Raw genomic sequence first — 20,150 nt, 5'->3', positions numbered from 1 at the left:
ATTAATTCCCAACCTCCGAAAGGAATTTAATTCGTACCAACCTAATGTTTTCTTCCGAATACTCATCTTCCCCTAATTCATCAAGGGCACTCCCTATATCATCTGTTTCAGCATCCTCTTTATAGTAATAGAAAATATCATCCCTATGGTCTTCATCCATCACCTGATCTATATAATAATCAATATTTACCCTGGTACCAGAATAAACAATTGATTCTATTTCCGACAACAATTCATCCATTTCCAGCCCCCTCGACTCAGCTATATCATCAAGAGGAACTTTCCTGTCAATACTCTGGATAATTGCGATCTTGTTTTTGGATTTATTGGCTACAGACTTAACCACCATGTCAACAGGACGGTCAATCTCATTTTCCACTACATGATTTTTAATCAGCTCAACAAACTCTTTTCCAAAACGATTTGCCTTACCCGACCCCACTCCAGGGATATTCATCAACTCTTCGGTAGAAATTGGATAATGAATAGCCATAGCCTCAAGTGAAGGATCCTGAAATATTACAAACGGAGGCAAATTTTTCCTTTTTGCAATTCTTCTTCTCAAATCCTTTAACATGGAGAACAATTCCGGATCAACAGCAGCAGTACCGCCGGCAGCTTTTTCTTCATCATCATCCAAATCAAAATCATGCTCCTTGGTGATCATAAATGAAACGGGATTTTCAATAAATTCCTTGCCTGCCTGGGTAACTTTCAGGATACCATAATTCTCTATCTCTTTAACCAAAAAACCGGCTATTGTTATTTGCCTGATAATGGCATTCCAATATTTCTCTTCTTTATCCTTTCCCGCCCCAAACAACTCATGTTCATGATGCTTATAGGACTTAATCGCAGAATTGCTATTGCCTGCAAGAAAAGGCACCAAATAATCTGCCTTAAACCTCTCCTTTAACTCCAATATTGCTTTTAGCATGAGAACAATATTATCCTTCCCTTCAGTTTGCTCTTTAGGATGAACACAATTATCACATGTACCACAACTCTCTTCTGTATACCTTTCCCCAAAATAATTCAGCAATATCTTTCTGCGGCAAATAGAAGATTCTGCATACGAAACCGTTTCAAGAAGCAACTGCTTACCAATTTCCTGCTCAGCAATTGGTTTTCCCTGCATAAACTTCTCCAGTTTTTGAATATCCTTATAACTATAAAATGTGATACACCTACCTTCTCCTCCATCACGTCCGGCCCGACCGGTCTCCTGATAATACCCCTCAAGACTTTTAGGTATATCATAGTGAATCACAATCCTGACATCAGGCTTATCAATACCCATTCCAAATGCAATAGTAGCCACAATTACATCTGTATCTTCCATCAAAAATGCATCCTGATTACCAGCTCTTGTAGCTGCATCCATCCCTGCATGATAGGGCCTTGCATTAATTCCATTCACTACAAGGTTTTCAGCAAGCTCTTCCACCTTCTTACGGCTCAGGCAGTAAATTATAGCCGATTTTCCGGCATTCTCTTTTAATATTTTAATAATCTGCTTAGTAGCATGTTTTTTTGCCCTAACATCGTAATATAAGTTTGGTCGGTTAAATGATGATTTAAAAACCATCGCCTTATCCATTCCCAAACTCTTTTGAATATCACTCTGAACTTTTGGCGTTGCTGTTGCAGTAAGTGCCATCACCGGCCTTCTTGAAATCTCTTCAACGATTGGTCGGATCCTTCTGTACTCAGGTCTGAAATCATGCCCCCATTCGGATATACAATGGGCCTCATCAACAGCATAAAAAGAGATTTCAACCTGTTTTAAAAATTCAATATTTTCTTCCTTAGTAAGGGATTCGGGTGCCACATATAATAACTTTGTTTTACCCGACAGCATATCTTCTTTAACTTTAGTTATGGCAGCTTTGGTAAGCGATGAATTTAAAAAGTGGGCAATCCCGTCATCTTCGCTAAACCCCCTCATTGCATCCACCTGGTTTTTCATTAAAGCAATCAAAGGTGAAATAATAATAGCCGTACCCGGTAAAATTAATGCCGGTAATTGGTAGCATAACGATTTACCTCCTCCTGTTGGCATTAACACAAAAGTATCATTACCCTTTAATATGTTTTCTATTACCTCCTGTTGATTTCCTTTAAACGTATCAAACCCAAAATGCTTTTTCAAATCAGCAATTAGATCAATCTTTTTTCCCATAACAATAAAATTATCCTCAAAACCACTAAACTCAACTGCACCGAGGTCTAAAACCTCTTTTTTCCACCTTATCACCTCAAACAAAAATACTTTTTATTCAAACAAAAACACATTTTTACCTAAAAAAAATATCTATTTATCAATTTATTATCTATAATTATTCTACACTTTCGCAAGCCTAAATCCGCATGAATAAAGCCAGATGAAGCCATTAAACCTCTTCCTGCTAATTTGTTTGTGCAGACTGAATTTAAGTAATTAATCCATCATTGTCAATTATTGCCATATTGAATTTACTATACTATCTTCGCAACATCAATAATAAAACACCTTATAGTTTTAAAAAGCAAACATCACAAAACAAAACACTCGCATAATCCGGTTAAATAAATGGCAAAAGAAGAAATGACTTTTTTAGAACACCTCGAGGAATTAAGATGGCATCTTGTTCGCTCGTTCATTTCAGTATTAGCAATAGCAATTCTGGCATTTTTATATAAGGAATTTTTATTTGACGTTATTATATTTGGCCCAAGCACACCTGAATTCTATACCAATTCAAAATTATGCCTCTTAGCCCGCGAACTTAATTTACCGGCTTTATGCATCAATCAAAATAAATATGAATTTCAGAACATTGCAATGGCAGGTCAATTCACAACTCACCTGCGCGTATCGTTCATTGCCGGAATCATTGTGGCATTCCCTTACATTTTTTGGGAATTCTGGCGATTTATAAAACCTGCCTTGTATCAAGAAGAAATCAAACACTCAAGGGGAGCTATTTTCTTTGCCTCTACATTATTCACTTTGGGCGTTTTGTTTGCCTATTATATCATTTGTCCTTTATCAGTACATTTTTTGGCAAATTACCAGGTCAGTTCAATGGTAAAAAACGACCTAAACCTGGGTTCTTACATTTCAACAATAAGTTCTATAGTACTTGCAGGAGGGGTAATTTTCGAACTCCCGATACTCATTTACTTTTTAGCAAAAGTTGGCATTGTTTCTGCAAGGTCGCTGCGAAAATACAGGAGGCATGCTGTTGTGGCCAGTTTATTATTAGCAGCAATAATCACCCCTCCTGATGTTATCAGTCAAATACTGGTGTGCTTTCCGTTGATATTTTTATATGAAGCCGGAATAATGATTGCCGCCAGAATTGAAAGAAAAAGAAAAAAACAAGAAAATTAAATTAATACCGGTTATAACATGTCTGAGAACAATCTTGTATTACACACCGATAAATTAATCAAGAAATATAAAAACAGGACAGTCGTAAAAGGCGTTTCTGTAAAAGTTGAGCAAGGCGAGATAGTTGGATTACTAGGGCCAAACGGAGCTGGTAAAACAACAACTTTTTATATGACAGTAGGTCTGGTTACTCCAAATGAAGGTGAAATCTACCTGAACGATAGAGTCATTACAAAAGAACCTGTTTACAGGAGGGCACAATTAGGAATTGGCTATCTGGCACAGGAAGCCTCTGTTTTCAGAAAACTTAGTGTCGAAGACAACATTAAAGCGGTGCTTGAAATGACTGATTTTTCAAAAGAATACCAAAAACAACGACTGGAGGAGCTGCTGGAAGAATTCAGCCTGGGACATATCAGAAAAAGCCTGGGAATACAGCTTTCCGGGGGAGAAAGGAGGAGAACCGAAATTGCCAGGGCGCTTTCGATCAACCCTAAATTTATTTTACTTGACGAACCTTTTGCAGGTGTTGACCCAATTGCAGTAGCCGACATACAAGAGATTGTGGCCAAACTAAAGTATAAAAACATCGGTATACTCATCACCGACCATAATGTTCACGAAACCCTTTCGATTACCGACAGGGCATATTTATTGTTTGAAGGAAACATTTTAAAGGCAGGCACAGCTGAAGAATTGGCAGAAGATTCAGAAGTAAGACGCCTGTACTTAGGTAACGACTTTGAATTAAAAAGAAGAACCTTTAATTTAGAGAGCTGATTATCTGCGCATTGTAATTTTTTTTATTTTTTTCTTGAATTTTATTTGCAAATTAGATCAAAAAGAAGTTATCTTTGCATCGCAAAAAAAATAACGCGGATGTGGCGTAATTGGTAGCCGCGCTAGACTTAGGATCTAGTGCCGAGAGGCGTGGGGGTTCGAGTCCCTTCATCCGCACAAAGAAAGAGATATGAAAAACCGTCTTACTTACGATCTAAATCGGCAGTTTGACGGTTTTTTTAAGTTTAACAGGTATAGGATAAAATTTTAAATAATCCTGGTTCATTAATTTAACATCAGGCTTTCAAGTACTTGAAAGTTCACTAACAATTTTAGCAGATGAACATCTCAAAAGAAAACATTGATGATTTAAATGCAGTAATAAAACTTACTGTTGAGAAAAACGACTACGAGACACGTGTTGATACGATACTTAAAGATTATCGTAAGAAAGCAAACATGCCAGGTTTCCGTCCGGGGAAAGTGCCTTTTGGTATGATTAAGAAAATGTACGGAAAACATGTTTTAGCTGATGAAGTAAATAAAATTGTTTCTGAAGAAATTTCGAAGTATTTAAGCGAAAGCGAACTTAATATTTTAGGAGAACCTCTTCCAAGTGAAAACCAGGAAACAATTGATTTTGAAACTCAGGATAGCTTCTCTTTCAATTTCGATATTGCAGTTGCACCGGAGTTTGAGGTTAAGCTTTCAAAAAGAGAAAAGTTAAACTACTTCTCTATTGAAGTGACTGACGAAATGCTTGAACAACAAGTAAAGCAGGCGACCGGTCGTTTCGGAACAACAGAGACTGTAGAAGAAGCTGGTGAAGAGTCTATGATTAAAGGCGACTTTGTTCAGTTGGATCAGGAAGGCAACGTACTTGAAGACGGCATCAAAGCAGAAGATGTGGTTATTTCAGCAACCAACGTTCAGGAAGACGCAAAAGCAACTTTAATTGGTATGAAATCTGATGCTACAGTTACAGTAAATCCTAAAAATGTATTTACTGACGCTACTCAAACATCATACATGCTAAAAGTTACAAAAGAAGTAGCCGAGCAAATTGATGGTGATTTCCAGTTCACTGTAAAAGAAATTTCGAATTACGTACCTGCTGAATTAAACCAGCAATTGTTTGATCAGGTATTAGGAGAAGGAAAAGCTACCACTGAAGAGGAATTCAAGGCACAAATCAAAGCTGATTTGGAAAAAACATTAGCTTTTGAGAGCGAATACAAGTTTACCATTGATGCAAAAGAAAAGTTAATGGGCAAGATCAACATTGATCTTCCTGAAGCATTCTTAAAGCGTTGGATTTTAACTATTAACCACGACAATAAAGACATCACTCCGGAATCTCTTGAAAACGACATGCCAAAATATGTTGAAGACTTAAAATGGCAGTTGATCAAGAATGAAATCTTAAAAGTTAACGAAATTAAGATTGAGGAAGCTGATGTACTGGAAGTGGCAAAAAAATCTGCTAAGATGCAGTTTATGCAATATGGTTTAACAAACATTCCTGAAGAGCATTTAGAAAACTATGCCAAGGATATGATGAACCAGCAAGAGCAGCGCAGAAACATGGCTGAAACAGCAGCTCAGGATAAAGCAATTGAGTTTATCAAAAACGCTGTTAAGCTTGAAGAAAAAACTATTAGCAGAGACGATTTCAACAAACTATTTGAAAAAAACTAGGCTAATCAATTAGTGCAAGGTTATTTTTGTTAATTTAGCTTTTCGTTTTAGAAAAGAAAAGTAAATAAAATAGAATATGATAGATCCAAAAGACTTTCAAAAATATGCTACCAAGCATGTTGGCATTAATAGCCTTGCATTAGATAAATACACCTCCATCTCAAGCGGATATATTTCTCCAACAATTATTGAGGAGCGCCAGTTGAACGTGGCTTCAATGGATGTATTTTCTCGTTTGATGATGGACCGTATTATATTTTTAGGTCTGCCAATTGATGATACCGTAGCCAACATCATTCAGGCTCAGTTATTATATCTTGAATCAGCAGATCCTCAAAAAGACATTTCAATCTATTTCAACTCTCCGGGAGGTTCGGTATATGCAGGATTGGGTATTTATGATACCATGCAGTATATATCTTCTGATGTAGCAACAATTTGTACAGGAATGGCTGCCTCAATGGCTGCGGTGTTATTAACTGCAGGTACTAAAGGAAAACGTTCGGCACTGACCCACTCCAGGGTGATGATTCATCAGCCAATGGGTGGAGCTCAAGGACAAGCCAGTGATATTGAAATTACAGCCAGGGAGATTCAAAAATTGAAAAAAGAATTATATACCATTATTTCAGACCACTCAGGAAATACCTACAAAAAAGTAGAAAAAGATTCTGACCGTGATTACTGGATGACAGCAACAGAAGCTAAGGAATATGGTATGATTGATGAAGTGTTGACAAGAGAAAAATAAAAAATTAATTTGATATAAATTTGTGCAGAATACCTCATTAGTGAGGTATTCTGCATTGTTGTTATATATACTTTCAACAATTATTTTATGGATAAGTGTTCATTTTGCGGCAGGGAAAGAAAAGATACCAACTTGTTGATTGCAGGTGTTTCAGGGCATATTTGCGATAGTTGTATTGAACAGGCTCATGGGATCTTAGAAGAGGAGTTCAAGAAAAAGGGCGGTTTTAATGTTGATGAAATAACGTTATTAAAACCTAAGGAAATAAAACTTTTCCTTGATCAGTATGTAATAGGACAGGACGAGGCGAAGCGATACCTATCTGTGGCAGTTTACAATCACTACAAAAGACTACAACAAAGAAGCACATCTGATGATGTTGAAATTGAAAAGTCAAACATTATACTGGTAGGCGAAACCGGTACAGGAAAAACGCTTTTGGCCCGTACCATTGCACGTATGCTTCATGTACCTTTTACCATTGTTGATGCAACAGTATTAACTGAAGCCGGTTATGTTGGTGAAGATATTGAAAGTATCCTGACCCGGCTATTACAAGCTGCTGACTACAATGTTGAGGCAGCCGAAAAAGGGATTGTGTTTATTGACGAGATTGACAAGATTGCCAGGAAAAGCGACAACCCCAGCATTACCCGTGACGTTTCGGGCGAAGGCGTTCAGCAAGGTTTATTAAAGCTTTTAGAGGGATCTATAGTAAACGTTCCACCTCAGGGAGGACGTAAACATCCAGAGCAAAAGATGATTCCTGTTGATACAAAGAACATCCTATTTGTTTGTGGTGGTGCTTTTGATGGCATCGAAAGAAAAATAGGCCAAAGGTTAAATACTAAGGTTGTTGGTTATACTGCCAGCAAAGCCAAAGATAAGATCGACCAAAAGAATTTATTGCAATATGTTGCTCCCCAAGATTTAAAATCCTTTGGTTTAATTCCTGAAATCATTGGTCGTTTACCAGTACTTACCTACCTGAATCCTCTTGACAAAGAAATTTTGAGAAGGATTTTACAAGAGCCTAAAAACTCTATCATCAAGCAATACGAGAAACTTTTTGGTATTGATGATATTAACTTAACTTTTACCGATGAAGTTTTGGATTACATTGTTGATAAAGCTGTTGAGTTTAAACTTGGGGCGCGTGGATTAAGGTCCATTTGCGAAACCATTATGATGGATATGATGTTTGAAGCACCATCAGAAAAAGAAAAAGAATTAGTTATTACTTTAGAGTATGCTAAATCAAAAATAGACAAAGAGAGCTTAGCCCGTTTAAAAGCGAGCTAATCAAAATAGAAGTATTTAAAAAAGCGAGCCTCATGGAGACTCGCTTTTTTTTAATGCTTTTTCAAAAACTCATCCAGCACACCTGTTAAATCAGGCTTGCCTATTTCTTGCAGGCTGTAATGCACCCTTGTATGCGGCTTATTCATCTTAACCACACGTGACAGATCAATGGGCGTACCAATAATAACAACATCGCAGGGTGTATTATTAATAGTTGCCTCCAGATCCTTTACTTGTTGTTCACCATATCCCATAGCTGGCAAAACGGCGGGTATATCCGGATATTTTTCATATGTAGAGTTTATACTCCCTACTGCATATGGTCGTGGATCAACGATTTCGGCAGCTCCAAACTTTTGGGCAGCCAGATAGGCGGCACCCAGGTTCATTTCGCCATGGGTTAAAGTTGGTCCATCCTCAACAACCAATACCTTTGCCCCTCTTATCAATTCTTCATCATCAACTTCAATAGGCGAAGCAGCATCTATTACAATAGCCTTTGGGTTTATTTCCCTGATATTCTGACGCAATTGCAGAACATCATTTCCATTGGCACTATCAATTTTATTGATGATTACCACATCCGACATACGCACATTCACTTCGCTGGGATAATAGTTTTTTTCATGTCCTACCCTATGCGGATCGGCAACTGTAATCATCAGGTCAGGATTATAAAATGGCATATCATTGTTACCCCCATCCCAAACAATAATATCACAGCCTTCTTCATCGTCTTCTGCTTCCTTTAAAATATCATGATAATCCACCCCGGAATAGATCACATTACCTCTTACAATATGGGGTTCATATTCCTCCATTTCCTCGATGGTACATTTATGCATCTGTAAATCCGAAAGCTTTGAAAACCTTTGCACAATCTGATCCTTGAGGTTCCCATACGGCATAGGGTGACGGATGGCCACCACTTTCTTCCCCTTGCTCATCAGATATTCAATCACTTTTCTCGAAGTCTGGCTCTTGCCGCACCCCGTACGCGTAGCACAAACAGCCACAACAGGCTTCAAGCTTTTCAACATGGTATTATCCGGTCCCAACATCTTAAAATCTGCTCCGGCAGCCTGCACTATGGATGCAAGGCTCATTACACGCTGATAAGAAACATCACTATATGAGAAAACACATTCATCAACATTTAATCTTTTAATAATAAACGGGAGGTCTTCCTCGGGCAAAATAGGGATACCGTAAGGATAATGCTTTCCTGTAAGCTGAATGGGATAATTGCGTCCTTCAATATCTGGAATTTGAGTAGCCGTAAAAGCCACTACTTTATAATCAAAATTATTTTTAAAATAAACATTGAAATTATGAAAATCTCTTCCGGCGGCTCCTAAGATGACTACGTTCTTCATAAAGTTTTGATTAGAAATATAAACGATAGGTTTCAAGAAATAAATATAGCTGAATTTATTAAATCAGGAGATGTAAATTGATCATATTTTACTAAATGATTAATAACTTTGAAACATGAATTTTTTGGCCCATTTATATCTGTCCGGGGGTGTTAACAAAGTGATGCTCGGGAATTTTATTGGCGACTTTGTAAAAGGGAACAAATACCGGTCTTTTTCTCCCGAAATACAGAAAGGTATCCTCTTACACAGAAAAATAGATGCATTTACTGATAAACATAGTATTGTAAAACAAAGCAGTTCAAGGTTTAAACCATGCTACCAAAGGTATTCATCGGTGGTTATTGATGTAATTTACGACCACTTTTTGGCCAAAAACTGGAATCAGTACTCAACTGAACCTCTAAACAAATATGTTGACCATGTGCACTCCTATCTGTTGCGTCACTATTTCAGCCTCCCTCCAAGGGTAAAAGGCTTTTTGCCCTTTTTAATTAAAAGCCGGCGATTAGAAAACTATCAACACCTGTGGGGCATAGAAAAATCATTGACCATAATGGCCAACTACAGCTCATTGCCCAACAAAAGTGAATGTGCCATAAAAATCATAAGAGAACAATACCATGAACTAGATTTGGAATTCAATTTATATTTTACGGAACTCAGGCAGATGGTGAATCTGGAGATCAACGCAGCTTTACTCCCCTAACCATACGATATTTATCAAACAAATCTTTTCTCAACTCAACATTTTTAAAGCCTAGATGCTCCATCATCTCAACGGTCTCTTTTCCGTATGCTTCATTAATTTCAAAATATAGCTTACCCCCTGGTTTTAAATTTTTAATGGCAAACGCACTAATTGACTTGTAAAACAACAGAGGCTCTGCATCCGGGACAAAAAGAGCCAGGTGTGGCTCATTATCCAACACATTTTGTTTCATCAACACTTTTTCCTTATTTAAAACATATGGAGGATTACTCACTATCACATCAAACTGTTGATCTATTTCGGGAATATTCAGCGCATCCTGTTTATAAAAAGCAACTTTTACCTGGTTCAGTTCAGCATTTTCTTTAGCCATCAGCAAAGCCTCGTCAGAAATATCCCAGCCTTCCACTTGCGCCCCCAATATATTTTTCTTTAAAGTTATGGGTATACACCCGGTACCGGTCCCTATATCAAGAACAGACAATGGTTCTGCGTTTGCTTCTTCAATAATCCAATGAACCAGCTCCTCTGTTTCAGGACGTGGAATCAGAACCGAATTGCTCACCTTAAACCTGAGCCCATAAAACTCAGTCTCACCCAAAATATACTGGATTGGAACATGCTGTCTCAATTTACCCAATGCATCCTGACAAAAGCCTAGTGTTCCCGCACTCAGTTCTTCTTCACCTTTCATAAGCATATCCACCTTTGAATATCCCAGCAGGTATTCCATGATAAAGAAAACGAAATTCCTGATCTCTTCAGCCGGATAAATATCCGATAATGCTTCCTGAAAGGCAGCTGACAGTTGATTTATTGTTTTAAACTCCATTTTTTATTTTTGTTATGCCGCAAAATTAACCATTTTTGTGATTATGAGTATCAACGAAAAATATATGTTCCGCTGCCTTGAATTAGCAGCAAACGGACTTGGGAATACATACTCCAACCCCATGGTTGGATCAGTTATAGTTTACAACGACAGGATTATCGGCGAGGGGTATCATCATAAAGCAGGAGAACCCCATGCAGAAGTAAATGCCATAAACTCGGTTAAGAACAAAGAACTACTAAAAGAATCAACTCTATACGTTAACCTTGAACCCTGTGCTCATTATGGAAAAACACCACCTTGCTCATTACTCATTAAAGAAATGCTGATTCCCCGTGTGGTAATTGGCTGTACCGACACCTTTTCTGAAGTAGCGGGAAAGGGAATAGAAATGCTGGAGAAAGCGGGTACTGATGTTATTGTTGGGGTAATGGAAAAAGAAAGCCGGGAACTAAACAAGCGCTTTTTTACTTACCACGAAAAACAAAGACCGTATATCATTTTAAAATGGGCAGAAACCCTTGATGGATTTATAGATATTGACAGGGAGCAAGAGAATTTTGGAGAACCAACCTGGATTACAAACACCCTTGCAAAAAAACTGGTACACAAATGGCGAAGACAGGAGCAATCAATATTAGTGGGCACAAACACCGCTATTAAGGATAATCCTTCGCTAACCGTAAGGGAATGGAGCGGCAACCATCCGGTAAGGGTATTAATTGACAGGACAGGAAGGGTTCCATCCTCAAACAACCTTTTGGATAATTCTGTAAAAACCATCGTATTTACAGAAAATCCAAAAGAGGACAAAACCAATATTATGTATTGTAAAACAGATTCCAACACTGATATTATTCCACAGATAAGCTTATTTTTACATCAGCAAAAGCTTCAATCACTAATTATTGAAGGTGGAAAAGAAATTCTTCAACACTTTATTCAATCGGGTTATTGGGATGAAGCAAGACGCTTTGTGGGCAACAAATGGTTTAAAAATGGCGTAAAAGCACCTGTAATAAACAACAAACCCATTGCGGAAGATATAGTTGGCAATAGCCAGCTGTTTTATTACCGTAATTTTAATGCCAGATAATTTTACGAGAAACATTAAAACCATACTAATAAACTAACCATATGTGGTGGAGCGAAAACCTTGAATCAATAATATATATTTTTATAGTTACGGCATATGCCATTTCCATTTTCATGGTTATGGGCGTTATGATTCTGGAGAACAGAAATCCCTTAAAATCCCTGTCCTGGATACTCGTATTGTTGTTATTGCCGGGCCTGGGTATTGTTTTGTATGTGTTTTTTGGACAAAACTTCCGTAAAGAAAAGATTATTAAACGCAAAGGGCTAAAGAATCACGACTATATAAGCAAGATTGCCCATGCACAAACCCAAGCCCTTAGCGAAAACGAATGGTCCTCAGACGATGTTATCCAGGATAAAGCCAGTATCATCCAGCTTCAGCTAAATAACAGCGATTCGGTTGTTACCACCGGAAACAGTGTGACCCTGCTTAACAATGGTGACCAAAAATTTGATTCATTAATAGAAGAACTCAAAAAGGCTAAGCATTTTATTCATCTGCAATACTATATTTTTGCCCGGGATACTATCGGGAATATCATCAAAGATATTTTGCTTGAAAAAGTTAAAGAAGGCGTAAAAGTAAGAATGATAGTGGATGATGTGGGTTCCTGGGAACTAAAAAAGGACTATTTTAAGATGATGCGTGCAGCGGGTATCGAAATATATTCATTCCTTGAAGTTAGGTTCCCGATTTTCACCAGCAAGGTAAACTACAGAAATCACAGGAAAATTGTGGTAATTGATGGCTATGTAGGTTTTGTAGGTGGAATCAACGTTGCTGACAGGTATATACATGGAAAGGAAGGATTAGGCAAGTGGAGAGATACCCATATTAAAATAGAGGGCGATGCTGTTAACAGTCTGCAATACATCTTCTCGCTTGACTGGTATTTTGTTAGTCAGCAAGAACTTGCCAACGAAGAATATTTCCCTATTAAGAAACCGCAAGACAATAAAATGGTACAGATCAGTGCCAGTGGGCCGGACACTGATTGGCCCGGTATTATGATGGGTTTCTTTAAAATAATTACCACTGCAAAAAAATATGTGTACCTCGCAACGCCGTATTTTATGCCCAACGAAAGTGTTTTAATGGCATTAAAAACTGCAGCCATGGGAGGTGTTGATGTAAAAATACTGATCCCGGAAAAGTCGGACGCTTTAATTACCAAGCTTTCAACCATGTCTTATTTAAAAGAAATGATGCTGTCCGGGGTAAAGATTTATTTTTACAAGAAAGGCTTTATACATAGCAAGGTCATTGTTTCTGATGATATTGTAAGCTCAATTGGATCGGCCAATATAGATTTCAGGAGCTTTGAGCAGAACTTTGAAGTAACATCCTTTATTTACGATGAAGACTTTGCCAGGGAAGTGAAACAAACCTTTAAAGACGATTTTGCAGATAGCGACAGGTTAATCTATGCAGAATGGAGAAAACGTCCCTTGAAGCAAAAAGCGAAAGAGTCGCTTGCCCGGTTATTAAGTCCGTTGTTGTAAACATCAGACCGGTAAATGTTATATAATTTTAGCAAGATAACTCCTGTTTTATAGAGAAACCTCATTGTTCGTCAAGCATTCAATTTAAAACGGCAACTTCCCCAAATCCACATTTCCCCCCGTTAAAATTACCCCTACTCTTTTCCCTTTAAATACATTTTTGTGTTTAAGGATTATGGCAAGTGCCACTGCTGCTGATGGCTCCACAACAATCTTCATCCTTTCCCAGATCAACCACATGGCTTCAATAATATCAGGATCCGTGCATGTATAGATCCGGTCAACATTTTTTCTGATTATTGTCCACGTCAATTCTCCTAAAGAGGTTAATAATCCATCAGCAATAGTATTGGTGGAAGTAACCGGAATCCGTTCACCTTTTTGAAATGAGCGGAAAGCATCATCAGCCCCTTCTGGTTCAGCTGCTATAACTTCAATTTCAGGGTTAAGATATTTTGCAGTCATCGAGGTCCCGCTCAAAAGTCCCCCACCCCCAACAGGAGCAACAATAGCATCTAAACAATCACATTGCTGTAGCAATTCCAAGGCACAAGTCCCTTGTCCTGCAATAACTTCATTTTGGTTGTAAGGGTGCACCATAATAGCACCAGTGCTTTTTAATATGGCATCTAAAGTATCTTCTCTGGCCTGAAGTGTTGGTTTGCAGAACGTAATCTTCCCCCCATAGCCCTTAACAGCCATTTTCTTTATTTCAGGTGCATTTTCCGGCATTACTATATAAGCATCTATTGCTCTTATTTGGGCAGCCAGCGCCAAGGCTGCTGCATGATTACCTGAGGAATGGGTACCAACTCCTTTTGATGCCTGTTGATCTGTTAATGAAAAAACAGCATTACAGGCTCCCCTGAACTTAAAAGCTCCAACCTTTTGAAAGTTCTCACATTTAAAAAATATCTCACACCCTGCTATTTGATTAATGGCTGAGCTTGATAATACAGGTGTAAAATGGATGTATTGATGAATCCTGTTGTAAGCAGACTCTACATCCTGGAATTGAGGAATATTGGTCATGACATAACTAAAACACAAACACTGAAATACAGAGCTTTTTAATTTATATTAAAGACAAAGCCCAGACATATATATCCGGGCTTTGAATCTTATCTGTTTTTTTTGATTTTAGAATATTGCAAAAGCAACAGTCAATCCACTCATTACAACACTTACCATAGTCATAAGCTTGATAAGAATATTTAATGAAGGACCTGATGTGTCTTTAAATGGGTCTCCTACCGTATCACCAACAACACCTGCCTTATGGGCTTCGCTACCTTTACCACCATAATTTCCTTTTTCGATGTATTTTTTAGCGTTATCCCAGGCACCTCCTGCATTGTTAAGGAAGATAGCCAAAGTAAAGCCGGTAGTTAAACCACCCATCAACAAGCCTACAACTCCTGCCACACCAAAAATAATACCTACCACAATAGGTACAATAATAGCCAACAGCGAAGGCAACAACATTTCCTTTTGAGCTCCTTTAGTTGATATGGCCACACATTTGGCATATTCAGGCGTCCCTTTACCTTCAAGGATTCCAGGAATTTCTCTAAACTGACGACGAACCTCATCAACCATGGCTCCTGCTGCACGACCTACGGCTTTCATTGTCATGGCACAGAACACGAACGCCATCATGGCACCGATAAACAATCCGGCCAATAGCATCGGATTAAACAGAGACAAGTCATAAAAAGTAGAAAAGTCTTTTAACGAGGCTTCTGAAATAACTACGGCTTTGGTACCTTCTGTAACCTGAACCGAAGAATCCAACACAAACTGAATAGAGTTTTGAACCACTGTTTCGCCATCAACAAGAGCCCTTTTCAACCATATTTTAACCTCTTCCATATAAGCAGCCATAAGTGCCATAGCGGTTAACGCAGCCGATCCAATGGCAAATCCTTTACCAGTAGCTGCAGTAGTGTTACCCAACATATCCAGGGCATCTGTTCTTTCACGAACTTCTGCAGGCAACTCACTCATCTCGGCATTACCACCGGCATTATCAGCAATAGGTCCAAAAGCATCCGTTGCCAAAGTAATACCTAAAGTAGAAAGCATTCCCACTGCAGCAAACCCAATACCATAAACACCTTCAGCAAAATCATCAAATCCTCCTGCAAAACCAAATGCAGCTATAATACCAGCCACAATGGTAATAACAGGGATCCATGTTGAGTACATTCCCACTGCCACACCATCAATAATGGTTGTTGCAGGTCCTTGCTGTGCTTGTTTTGAAATACCCTGGGTTGGTTTATAACCATCCGAAGTATAATACTCAGTACCCTGTCCAATAATTACCCCAGCTACAAGACCTGCGATTACGGAACCAAAAATACCCCAACTAATCCAACCCAATGCAGCCATACCAGCTATAGCACCCAGAATTAGAACAGAACTACCCCCTGTACCAATTAACAGTGAGTTCAACAAGCTTTTTGCGGTGGCATCTTCTTTGGTTTGCACCATAAAAATACCCACTATAGAAAGTATGATACCGATAGCGGCAACCAACATTGGTGCAATTACTTTTCCTGCAGCATCATCTCCGCCATTAATAGACAACGCGGCTCCCAAAGCTGCTGTGGCAAGGATAGATCCACAATACGACTCGTAAAGGTCGGCTCCCATACCGGCAACATCACCTACATTATCACCCACATTATCGGCAATGGTAGCAGGATTTCGAGGATCATCCTCCGGAATACCGGCTTCAACCTTACCAACCAAATCAGCACCCACATCGGCAGCCTTGGTGTAAATACCACCACCCACACGGGCAAATAACGCCTGAGTAGAAGCACCCATACCAAAGGTTAGCATGGTAGCTGTAACTTCCATTAGTTTTTGAGACTCATCCATTCCGGCATGAACAAAATCCAAGCCTAAAAAGTGCAAGCCAGTACTCATATGTTCTGCAGTATAAATGACTTTTGTAAGCAACAAATACCAAAGTGAAATATCCAACAGTCCAAAACCAACCACAACCAGTCCCATCACGGCACCTGAACGGAAGGCCACCTTAAGGCCTTTATTCAAAGACTCTGAAGCCCCCTGTGCGGTACGGCCGGAAGCAAACGTAGCTGTTTTCATCCCTAAAAATCCACACAGCCCCGAGAAAAAACCTCCGGTTAAAAACGCAATAGGAACAAAGGGGTTTTGAACACCCATGTAAGCTAAAATGGTAAGAATAACCAAAAGAACAACAAATACAATCCCTACAACTTTGTACTGCCGTGATAAATAAGCCATAGCTCCATCGCGCACGTGCTGGGCTATTTCCTTCATTTTATCCGTTCCTTCGGAATTTTTCATCATGCTTTTAAAAAAAAGCCAGGCAAACACCAATGCAACAACAGATGCAACTGGTATGATCCAAAATAATTGTGTCACCATAATTAAAATAGATTAATTTGTTTTTGATTTATTGAGATTAACTGATTTCATTTTTTTTAAGGTTACCCCAAGATAATAAAAATTGAATGCTATCAATACCCTAACCTACATTTTATTACGGAATGTGCTATAAAACAGGGAACAAAAACATAGTTCAACGACAAGTAAATACCAACCTTTATTTATCTTCGCGCCCTCAAAAAAAAGAAGAAGGATTTTTTTAAAACTTTTTGCGAACGTTGGTGTTTGTTGATAGCGTAATGAACTTTTGAGGTAATCAGGTTCAGCTTTTAGTCTAATATCATCAAACATCCCAAAATTACTTATAACTGTATCATTTTAGGGCCGCATACGTATTTAATTATAAAGGAAAACTATGTCAATGGACAAAGGGGGAAACAAAATCACAAACTCTACTGAAGGCAAACTTCAGGCCTTCAGTGAAAAAATCACAGATTTAGCAATATATGCTATGATCGTGTTAACCATGCCTTTGATTATATACATCAATATATTAAGCGGAGAAGCCCACCATTACCATCCCATATCAATTTACTCCAACTACGTGCTATTGGGCACATCTCTCCTCTTTTTCATTTTTTATAAAAAAATAGCCTATAGATATAAACGCATCGTGTTTTATATGGCCCTTATCTTTTTTGGAACAAAAGAGTCTATGTTCATGAACCTTGAGTTTATGACAGTTATAGCCATTATTCTAATAAGCTACACGCTGCTCACATCAACGGTTAAAACTTCGATATATACAGTAGCTTTAACTATACTGGGCTTTATTTCAATACCCATTCTTTTCCATTTTAAGGCCATCTCTTTCTATTATGATCCCGATATGTTCCATAATAACATCAGCACTATTATTATAAGGATATTTGAACTTATAATGGGGGTTAGTTTTGTGGCTGCGCTAATATTTTTTGTTTTTAAAAACAACCGCCAGAATATAATCTTGCTAGAAAAACAAGTTGCAGAGCTTGATATATTGAACAAAGAATTATTGATTCAGGTTGCAGAAAGAAAAAAGGCAGAAGTAGTGGCACATGACCATGCACACAGATTTAGAACTTTATACAACAGCAGTTATGACGGCTATATGGTTTTATCATCTGATTATACCATAACCGATGTTAACCCATCTGTTTTAAAAATATACGGATACAACAGGGATGAAATGATTGGTTTAAACAGCCTTTTACTTTTAGGAAATGATTACAAAAGCGCTATAAATATACCAGAAGAACAATCACGAAAGCAAGAGGCATTATCAGATTTACTTATCAATACAACAAAAAAAACCGGAGAAAGGCTGGTGATGAAAAGCCAAACAGTTGATATCAGCTATGATGAAAAGCACCAGTATCTGGTCGTTTTAAAAGATGTTACAGAGGAAACCATTGCCAATGAAGCGCTAACCAAAAACGAAAAACTATACCGTACCATATTTGAAGAAACCAGCGATGCCATTTTATTAATGAGAGGACCTAAGGTAATTGAGCACAACAGGGTTGCAAAAGAGCTATATCCGGATTTAATCAAAGGAAAAAATGACAGCATTCCTTTTACAAACCTAAACCAGATTATGCACAAGCAAAACGAATCTGTAAACTTTGCTGAAAAAATTAGTATGGCTCTTAAAGGGCAACCCCAGGTTTTTGAATGGATACACACAAACAATTCCAAAGCTCCCATACACACATTAATCAGTATAAAAGCCATCAAAGAGCTTGGCATGAGCTATTATACTATTGTAGAAAGGAACATTACTGACCGAAAAAGAAGTCAGAACCTGGTGCTTAATTCAGTAATACAGACTGAAGAGAATGAGAGAAAACGCATTTCATCTGATTTACATGATGGCATAGGGCCCATTTTAACAACCATAAAACTGTATGCACAAGCCCTGGTTGATGCGCCCAACACTGACAAGCAACTGGTAATAAAAAGCAGATTAATAGACACTGTGGAAGAAGCCGTAAACAGTATCTCTGAAATATCATTCAACATCAGCCCGCATATATTGGTAAACCATGGTATTGTGGCGGCAGTTGAGGCATTCATCAGCAAATTTAACCTACGGCAGGAATTCGACTTTGCCTTTACTCACAATGGAATAGGCAGATTTGACGAAAACAAAGAAATTACCATATACAGGTTATTTACAGAGTTAGTAAATAACACGATAAAGCACGCAGAAGCAAGCAGGGTAGAATTTAACATCTTTGAAACCGATGCGGAAATAGACTTGCATTATAAAGATAACGGGAAAGGTTTTAACACCCAAAACATTTCTCCGGACACCTTGCGCATGGGATTAGGAAATTTAAAGAACCGTATTCAGTCCTTCAACGGACAGTTTGCCATAAAAAGTCAACCTAACAAAGGGGTAAAAGTTTTTATTAAGTTACCAAAAACCGAAAATGTATGATTAATGTAGCTATTGTTGACGACCACGAATTGTTTAGGGAAGGGCTGGTACTGGTACTCGACCAAATTGATGAAATTAATATTGTAAAGGACTATTGTTCAGGCAATGAGTTTTTAAGCGACCTCGATAACCTGAACATCGACATTGTGCTTATGGATATAAAAATGGAAGGCTTGAACGGCATTGAAACCACGCAAAAGGCCAAGGCCATAAAACCTGATTTAAAAGTAATTGCCGTTACTATGTTTGTTGAAGATTCGTACTATATGCAAATGATTCAGGCAGGGGCACATGGCTTCGTGCTAAAAAAGGCAGGCAAATATGAATTGGGTCAAGCTATTATGGAGGTATACAAAGGGGGTAACTACTTTTCGCAGGAGATTTTACAAAAAATGGCCCTGAGTGCAATTGGAGGAACCAACAGTAAAGAAAACCAGTTGTCGAACCGGGAAATTGAAGTACTGCAATTAATATGCAAAGGCTTATCCACAAAAGAAATAGCCGAATCGTTATTCCTTAGTCAAAAAACCGTTGAGGTACACCGCTCAAACATCCTACGCAAGTCGGAACAAAAAAACATTGCACAACTGGTAATATGGGCCGTAAAAAACAACTATACTTCAATATAGTCATAAACAGCTTCCAGCCTTAAACTGCCTATTTCTCCCTGTATATTAGAGATTTACTAACAGCAACAACTATTCATTTTAGAAGTTTCTTTTATTAAAGAACATTTATATTCATAACATTACTAAGGGTTTTCCCCTATTGCAATTAAGTAGACCACTACTTCAATTTACCAAATCCCCCCATTTCAAAATCCCTTCTTGAGGTGCAACTTTGCACTGTAAACAAA

General features: G+C 38.1%; 15 protein-coding genes and 1 tRNA gene. 11 read left to right on the top strand and 5 right to left on the bottom strand.

The genetic code is table 11. The annotated features are described in order from the left end of the window. Position 1 precedes the first annotated feature (1 nt). Positions 2-2,257 carry a DNA helicase RecQ gene (gene recQ / locus OM074_RS05795; protein WP_301198381.1) on the bottom strand — a complete coding sequence of 752 codons (2,256 nt, stop codon included), beginning with the start codon at positions 2,255-2,257 and terminating at the stop codon, positions 2-4. Positions 2,258-2,572: 315 nt separating this feature from the next. Between recQ and tatC the strand changes: the two genes are divergently transcribed. From tatC to clpX, 6 genes are all read left to right on the top strand, one after another. Further along, positions 2,573-3,376, top strand: a complete 804-nt coding sequence (tatC, locus tag OM074_RS05790; RefSeq protein WP_301198380.1) for a twin-arginine translocase subunit TatC — start codon at positions 2,573-2,575, stop codon at positions 3,374-3,376. A gap of 18 nt (positions 3,377-3,394) precedes the next feature. Next, the gene (gene lptB / locus OM074_RS05785) at positions 3,395-4,156 is read left to right on the top strand and encodes an LPS export ABC transporter ATP-binding protein (protein ID WP_301198379.1); all 762 of its coding nucleotides are present in this window, start codon (positions 3,395-3,397) and stop codon (positions 4,154-4,156) included. A 95-nt stretch (positions 4,157-4,251) separates the two neighbouring features. After that, positions 4,252-4,333: transfer RNA gene (locus OM074_RS05780), tRNA-Leu, on the top strand. A 162-nt stretch (positions 4,334-4,495) separates the two neighbouring features. After that, entirely contained in the window at positions 4,496-5,854 is a 1,359-nt protein-coding gene (gene tig, locus OM074_RS05775) for a trigger factor (RefSeq protein WP_301198378.1), read from the top strand. A 76-nt stretch (positions 5,855-5,930) separates the two neighbouring features. Continuing rightward, on the top strand, positions 5,931-6,605 hold the full coding sequence (gene clpP / locus OM074_RS05770; RefSeq protein WP_301198377.1) for an ATP-dependent Clp endopeptidase proteolytic subunit ClpP: 675 nt from the start codon (positions 5,931-5,933) through the stop codon (positions 6,603-6,605). Between the two features lie 87 nt (positions 6,606-6,692). Then, positions 6,693-7,907: an ATP-dependent Clp protease ATP-binding subunit ClpX gene (gene clpX / locus OM074_RS05765; protein WP_301198375.1), complete on the top strand. Its 1,215-nt coding sequence runs from the start codon at positions 6,693-6,695 to the stop codon at positions 7,905-7,907. Positions 7,908-7,957: 50 nt separating this feature from the next. Here the strand turns inward: clpX and OM074_RS05760 are convergent, their stop codons facing one another. Then, the gene (locus OM074_RS05760; protein WP_301198374.1) at positions 7,958-9,283 is read right to left on the bottom strand and encodes a cyclic 2,3-diphosphoglycerate synthase; all 1,326 of its coding nucleotides are present in this window, start codon (positions 9,281-9,283) and stop codon (positions 7,958-7,960) included. Between the two features lie 115 nt (positions 9,284-9,398). On the opposite strand from OM074_RS05760, the gene OM074_RS05755 reads away from it, so the two are divergent. After that, the gene (locus OM074_RS05755) at positions 9,399-9,992 is read left to right on the top strand and encodes an acyl carrier protein phosphodiesterase (protein WP_301198373.1); all 594 of its coding nucleotides are present in this window, start codon (positions 9,399-9,401) and stop codon (positions 9,990-9,992) included. On the opposite strand, the gene prmC is transcribed toward OM074_RS05755, so the two are convergent. Continuing rightward, positions 9,970-10,827 (bottom strand): peptide chain release factor N(5)-glutamine methyltransferase, encoded by an 858-nt coding sequence (gene prmC / locus OM074_RS05750; RefSeq protein ID WP_301198371.1) that lies wholly within the window; start codon positions 10,825-10,827, stop codon positions 9,970-9,972. The two genes, OM074_RS05755 and prmC, sit on opposite strands and share 23 nt — an antisense overlap. 43 nt (positions 10,828-10,870) lie before the next feature. On the opposite strand from prmC, the gene ribD reads away from it, so the two are divergent. Together ribD and cls are read left to right on the top strand one after the other, a co-directional pair. Continuing rightward, positions 10,871-11,923, top strand: coding sequence for a bifunctional diaminohydroxyphosphoribosylaminopyrimidine deaminase/5-amino-6-(5-phosphoribosylamino)uracil reductase RibD (gene ribD / locus OM074_RS05745; RefSeq protein WP_301198370.1), 1,053 nt, complete (start codon positions 10,871-10,873; stop codon positions 11,921-11,923). 41 nt (positions 11,924-11,964) lie between these two features. Further along, entirely contained in the window at positions 11,965-13,428 is a 1,464-nt protein-coding gene (gene cls / locus OM074_RS05740; RefSeq protein WP_301198369.1) for a cardiolipin synthase, read from the top strand. Between the two features lie 84 nt (positions 13,429-13,512). On the opposite strand, the gene OM074_RS05735 is transcribed toward cls, so the two are convergent. Further along, positions 13,513-14,460, bottom strand: coding sequence for a pyridoxal-phosphate dependent enzyme (locus OM074_RS05735; RefSeq protein ID WP_301198367.1), 948 nt, complete (start codon positions 14,458-14,460; stop codon positions 13,513-13,515). Positions 14,461-14,568: 108 nt separating this feature from the next. Then, on the bottom strand, positions 14,569-16,851 hold the full coding sequence (locus OM074_RS05730) for a sodium-translocating pyrophosphatase (protein ID WP_301198365.1): 2,283 nt from the start codon (positions 16,849-16,851) through the stop codon (positions 14,569-14,571). A 376-nt stretch (positions 16,852-17,227) separates the two neighbouring features. Here OM074_RS05730 and OM074_RS05725 point away from each other — a divergent pair, with 376 nt between their 5' ends. After that, positions 17,228-19,294, top strand: coding sequence for a PAS domain-containing sensor histidine kinase (locus OM074_RS05725; RefSeq protein ID WP_301198364.1), 2,067 nt, complete (start codon positions 17,228-17,230; stop codon positions 19,292-19,294). Further along, positions 19,291-19,923 (top strand): response regulator, encoded by a 633-nt coding sequence (locus tag OM074_RS05720; protein ID WP_301198363.1) that lies wholly within the window; start codon positions 19,291-19,293, stop codon positions 19,921-19,923. Before OM074_RS05725 ends, OM074_RS05720 begins: the two co-directional genes overlap by 4 nt. Positions 19,924-20,150: the final 227 nt, after the last annotated feature.

This window comes from Plebeiibacterium marinum (genome assembly GCF_026013615.1).
Classification (GTDB): domain Bacteria; phylum Bacteroidota; class Bacteroidia; order Bacteroidales; family Marinilabiliaceae; genus Saccharicrinis; species Saccharicrinis marinus_A.
The sequence above is the reverse complement of the archived record's forward strand: the minus strand, read 5'-3'. Positions and strand labels throughout refer to the sequence as shown.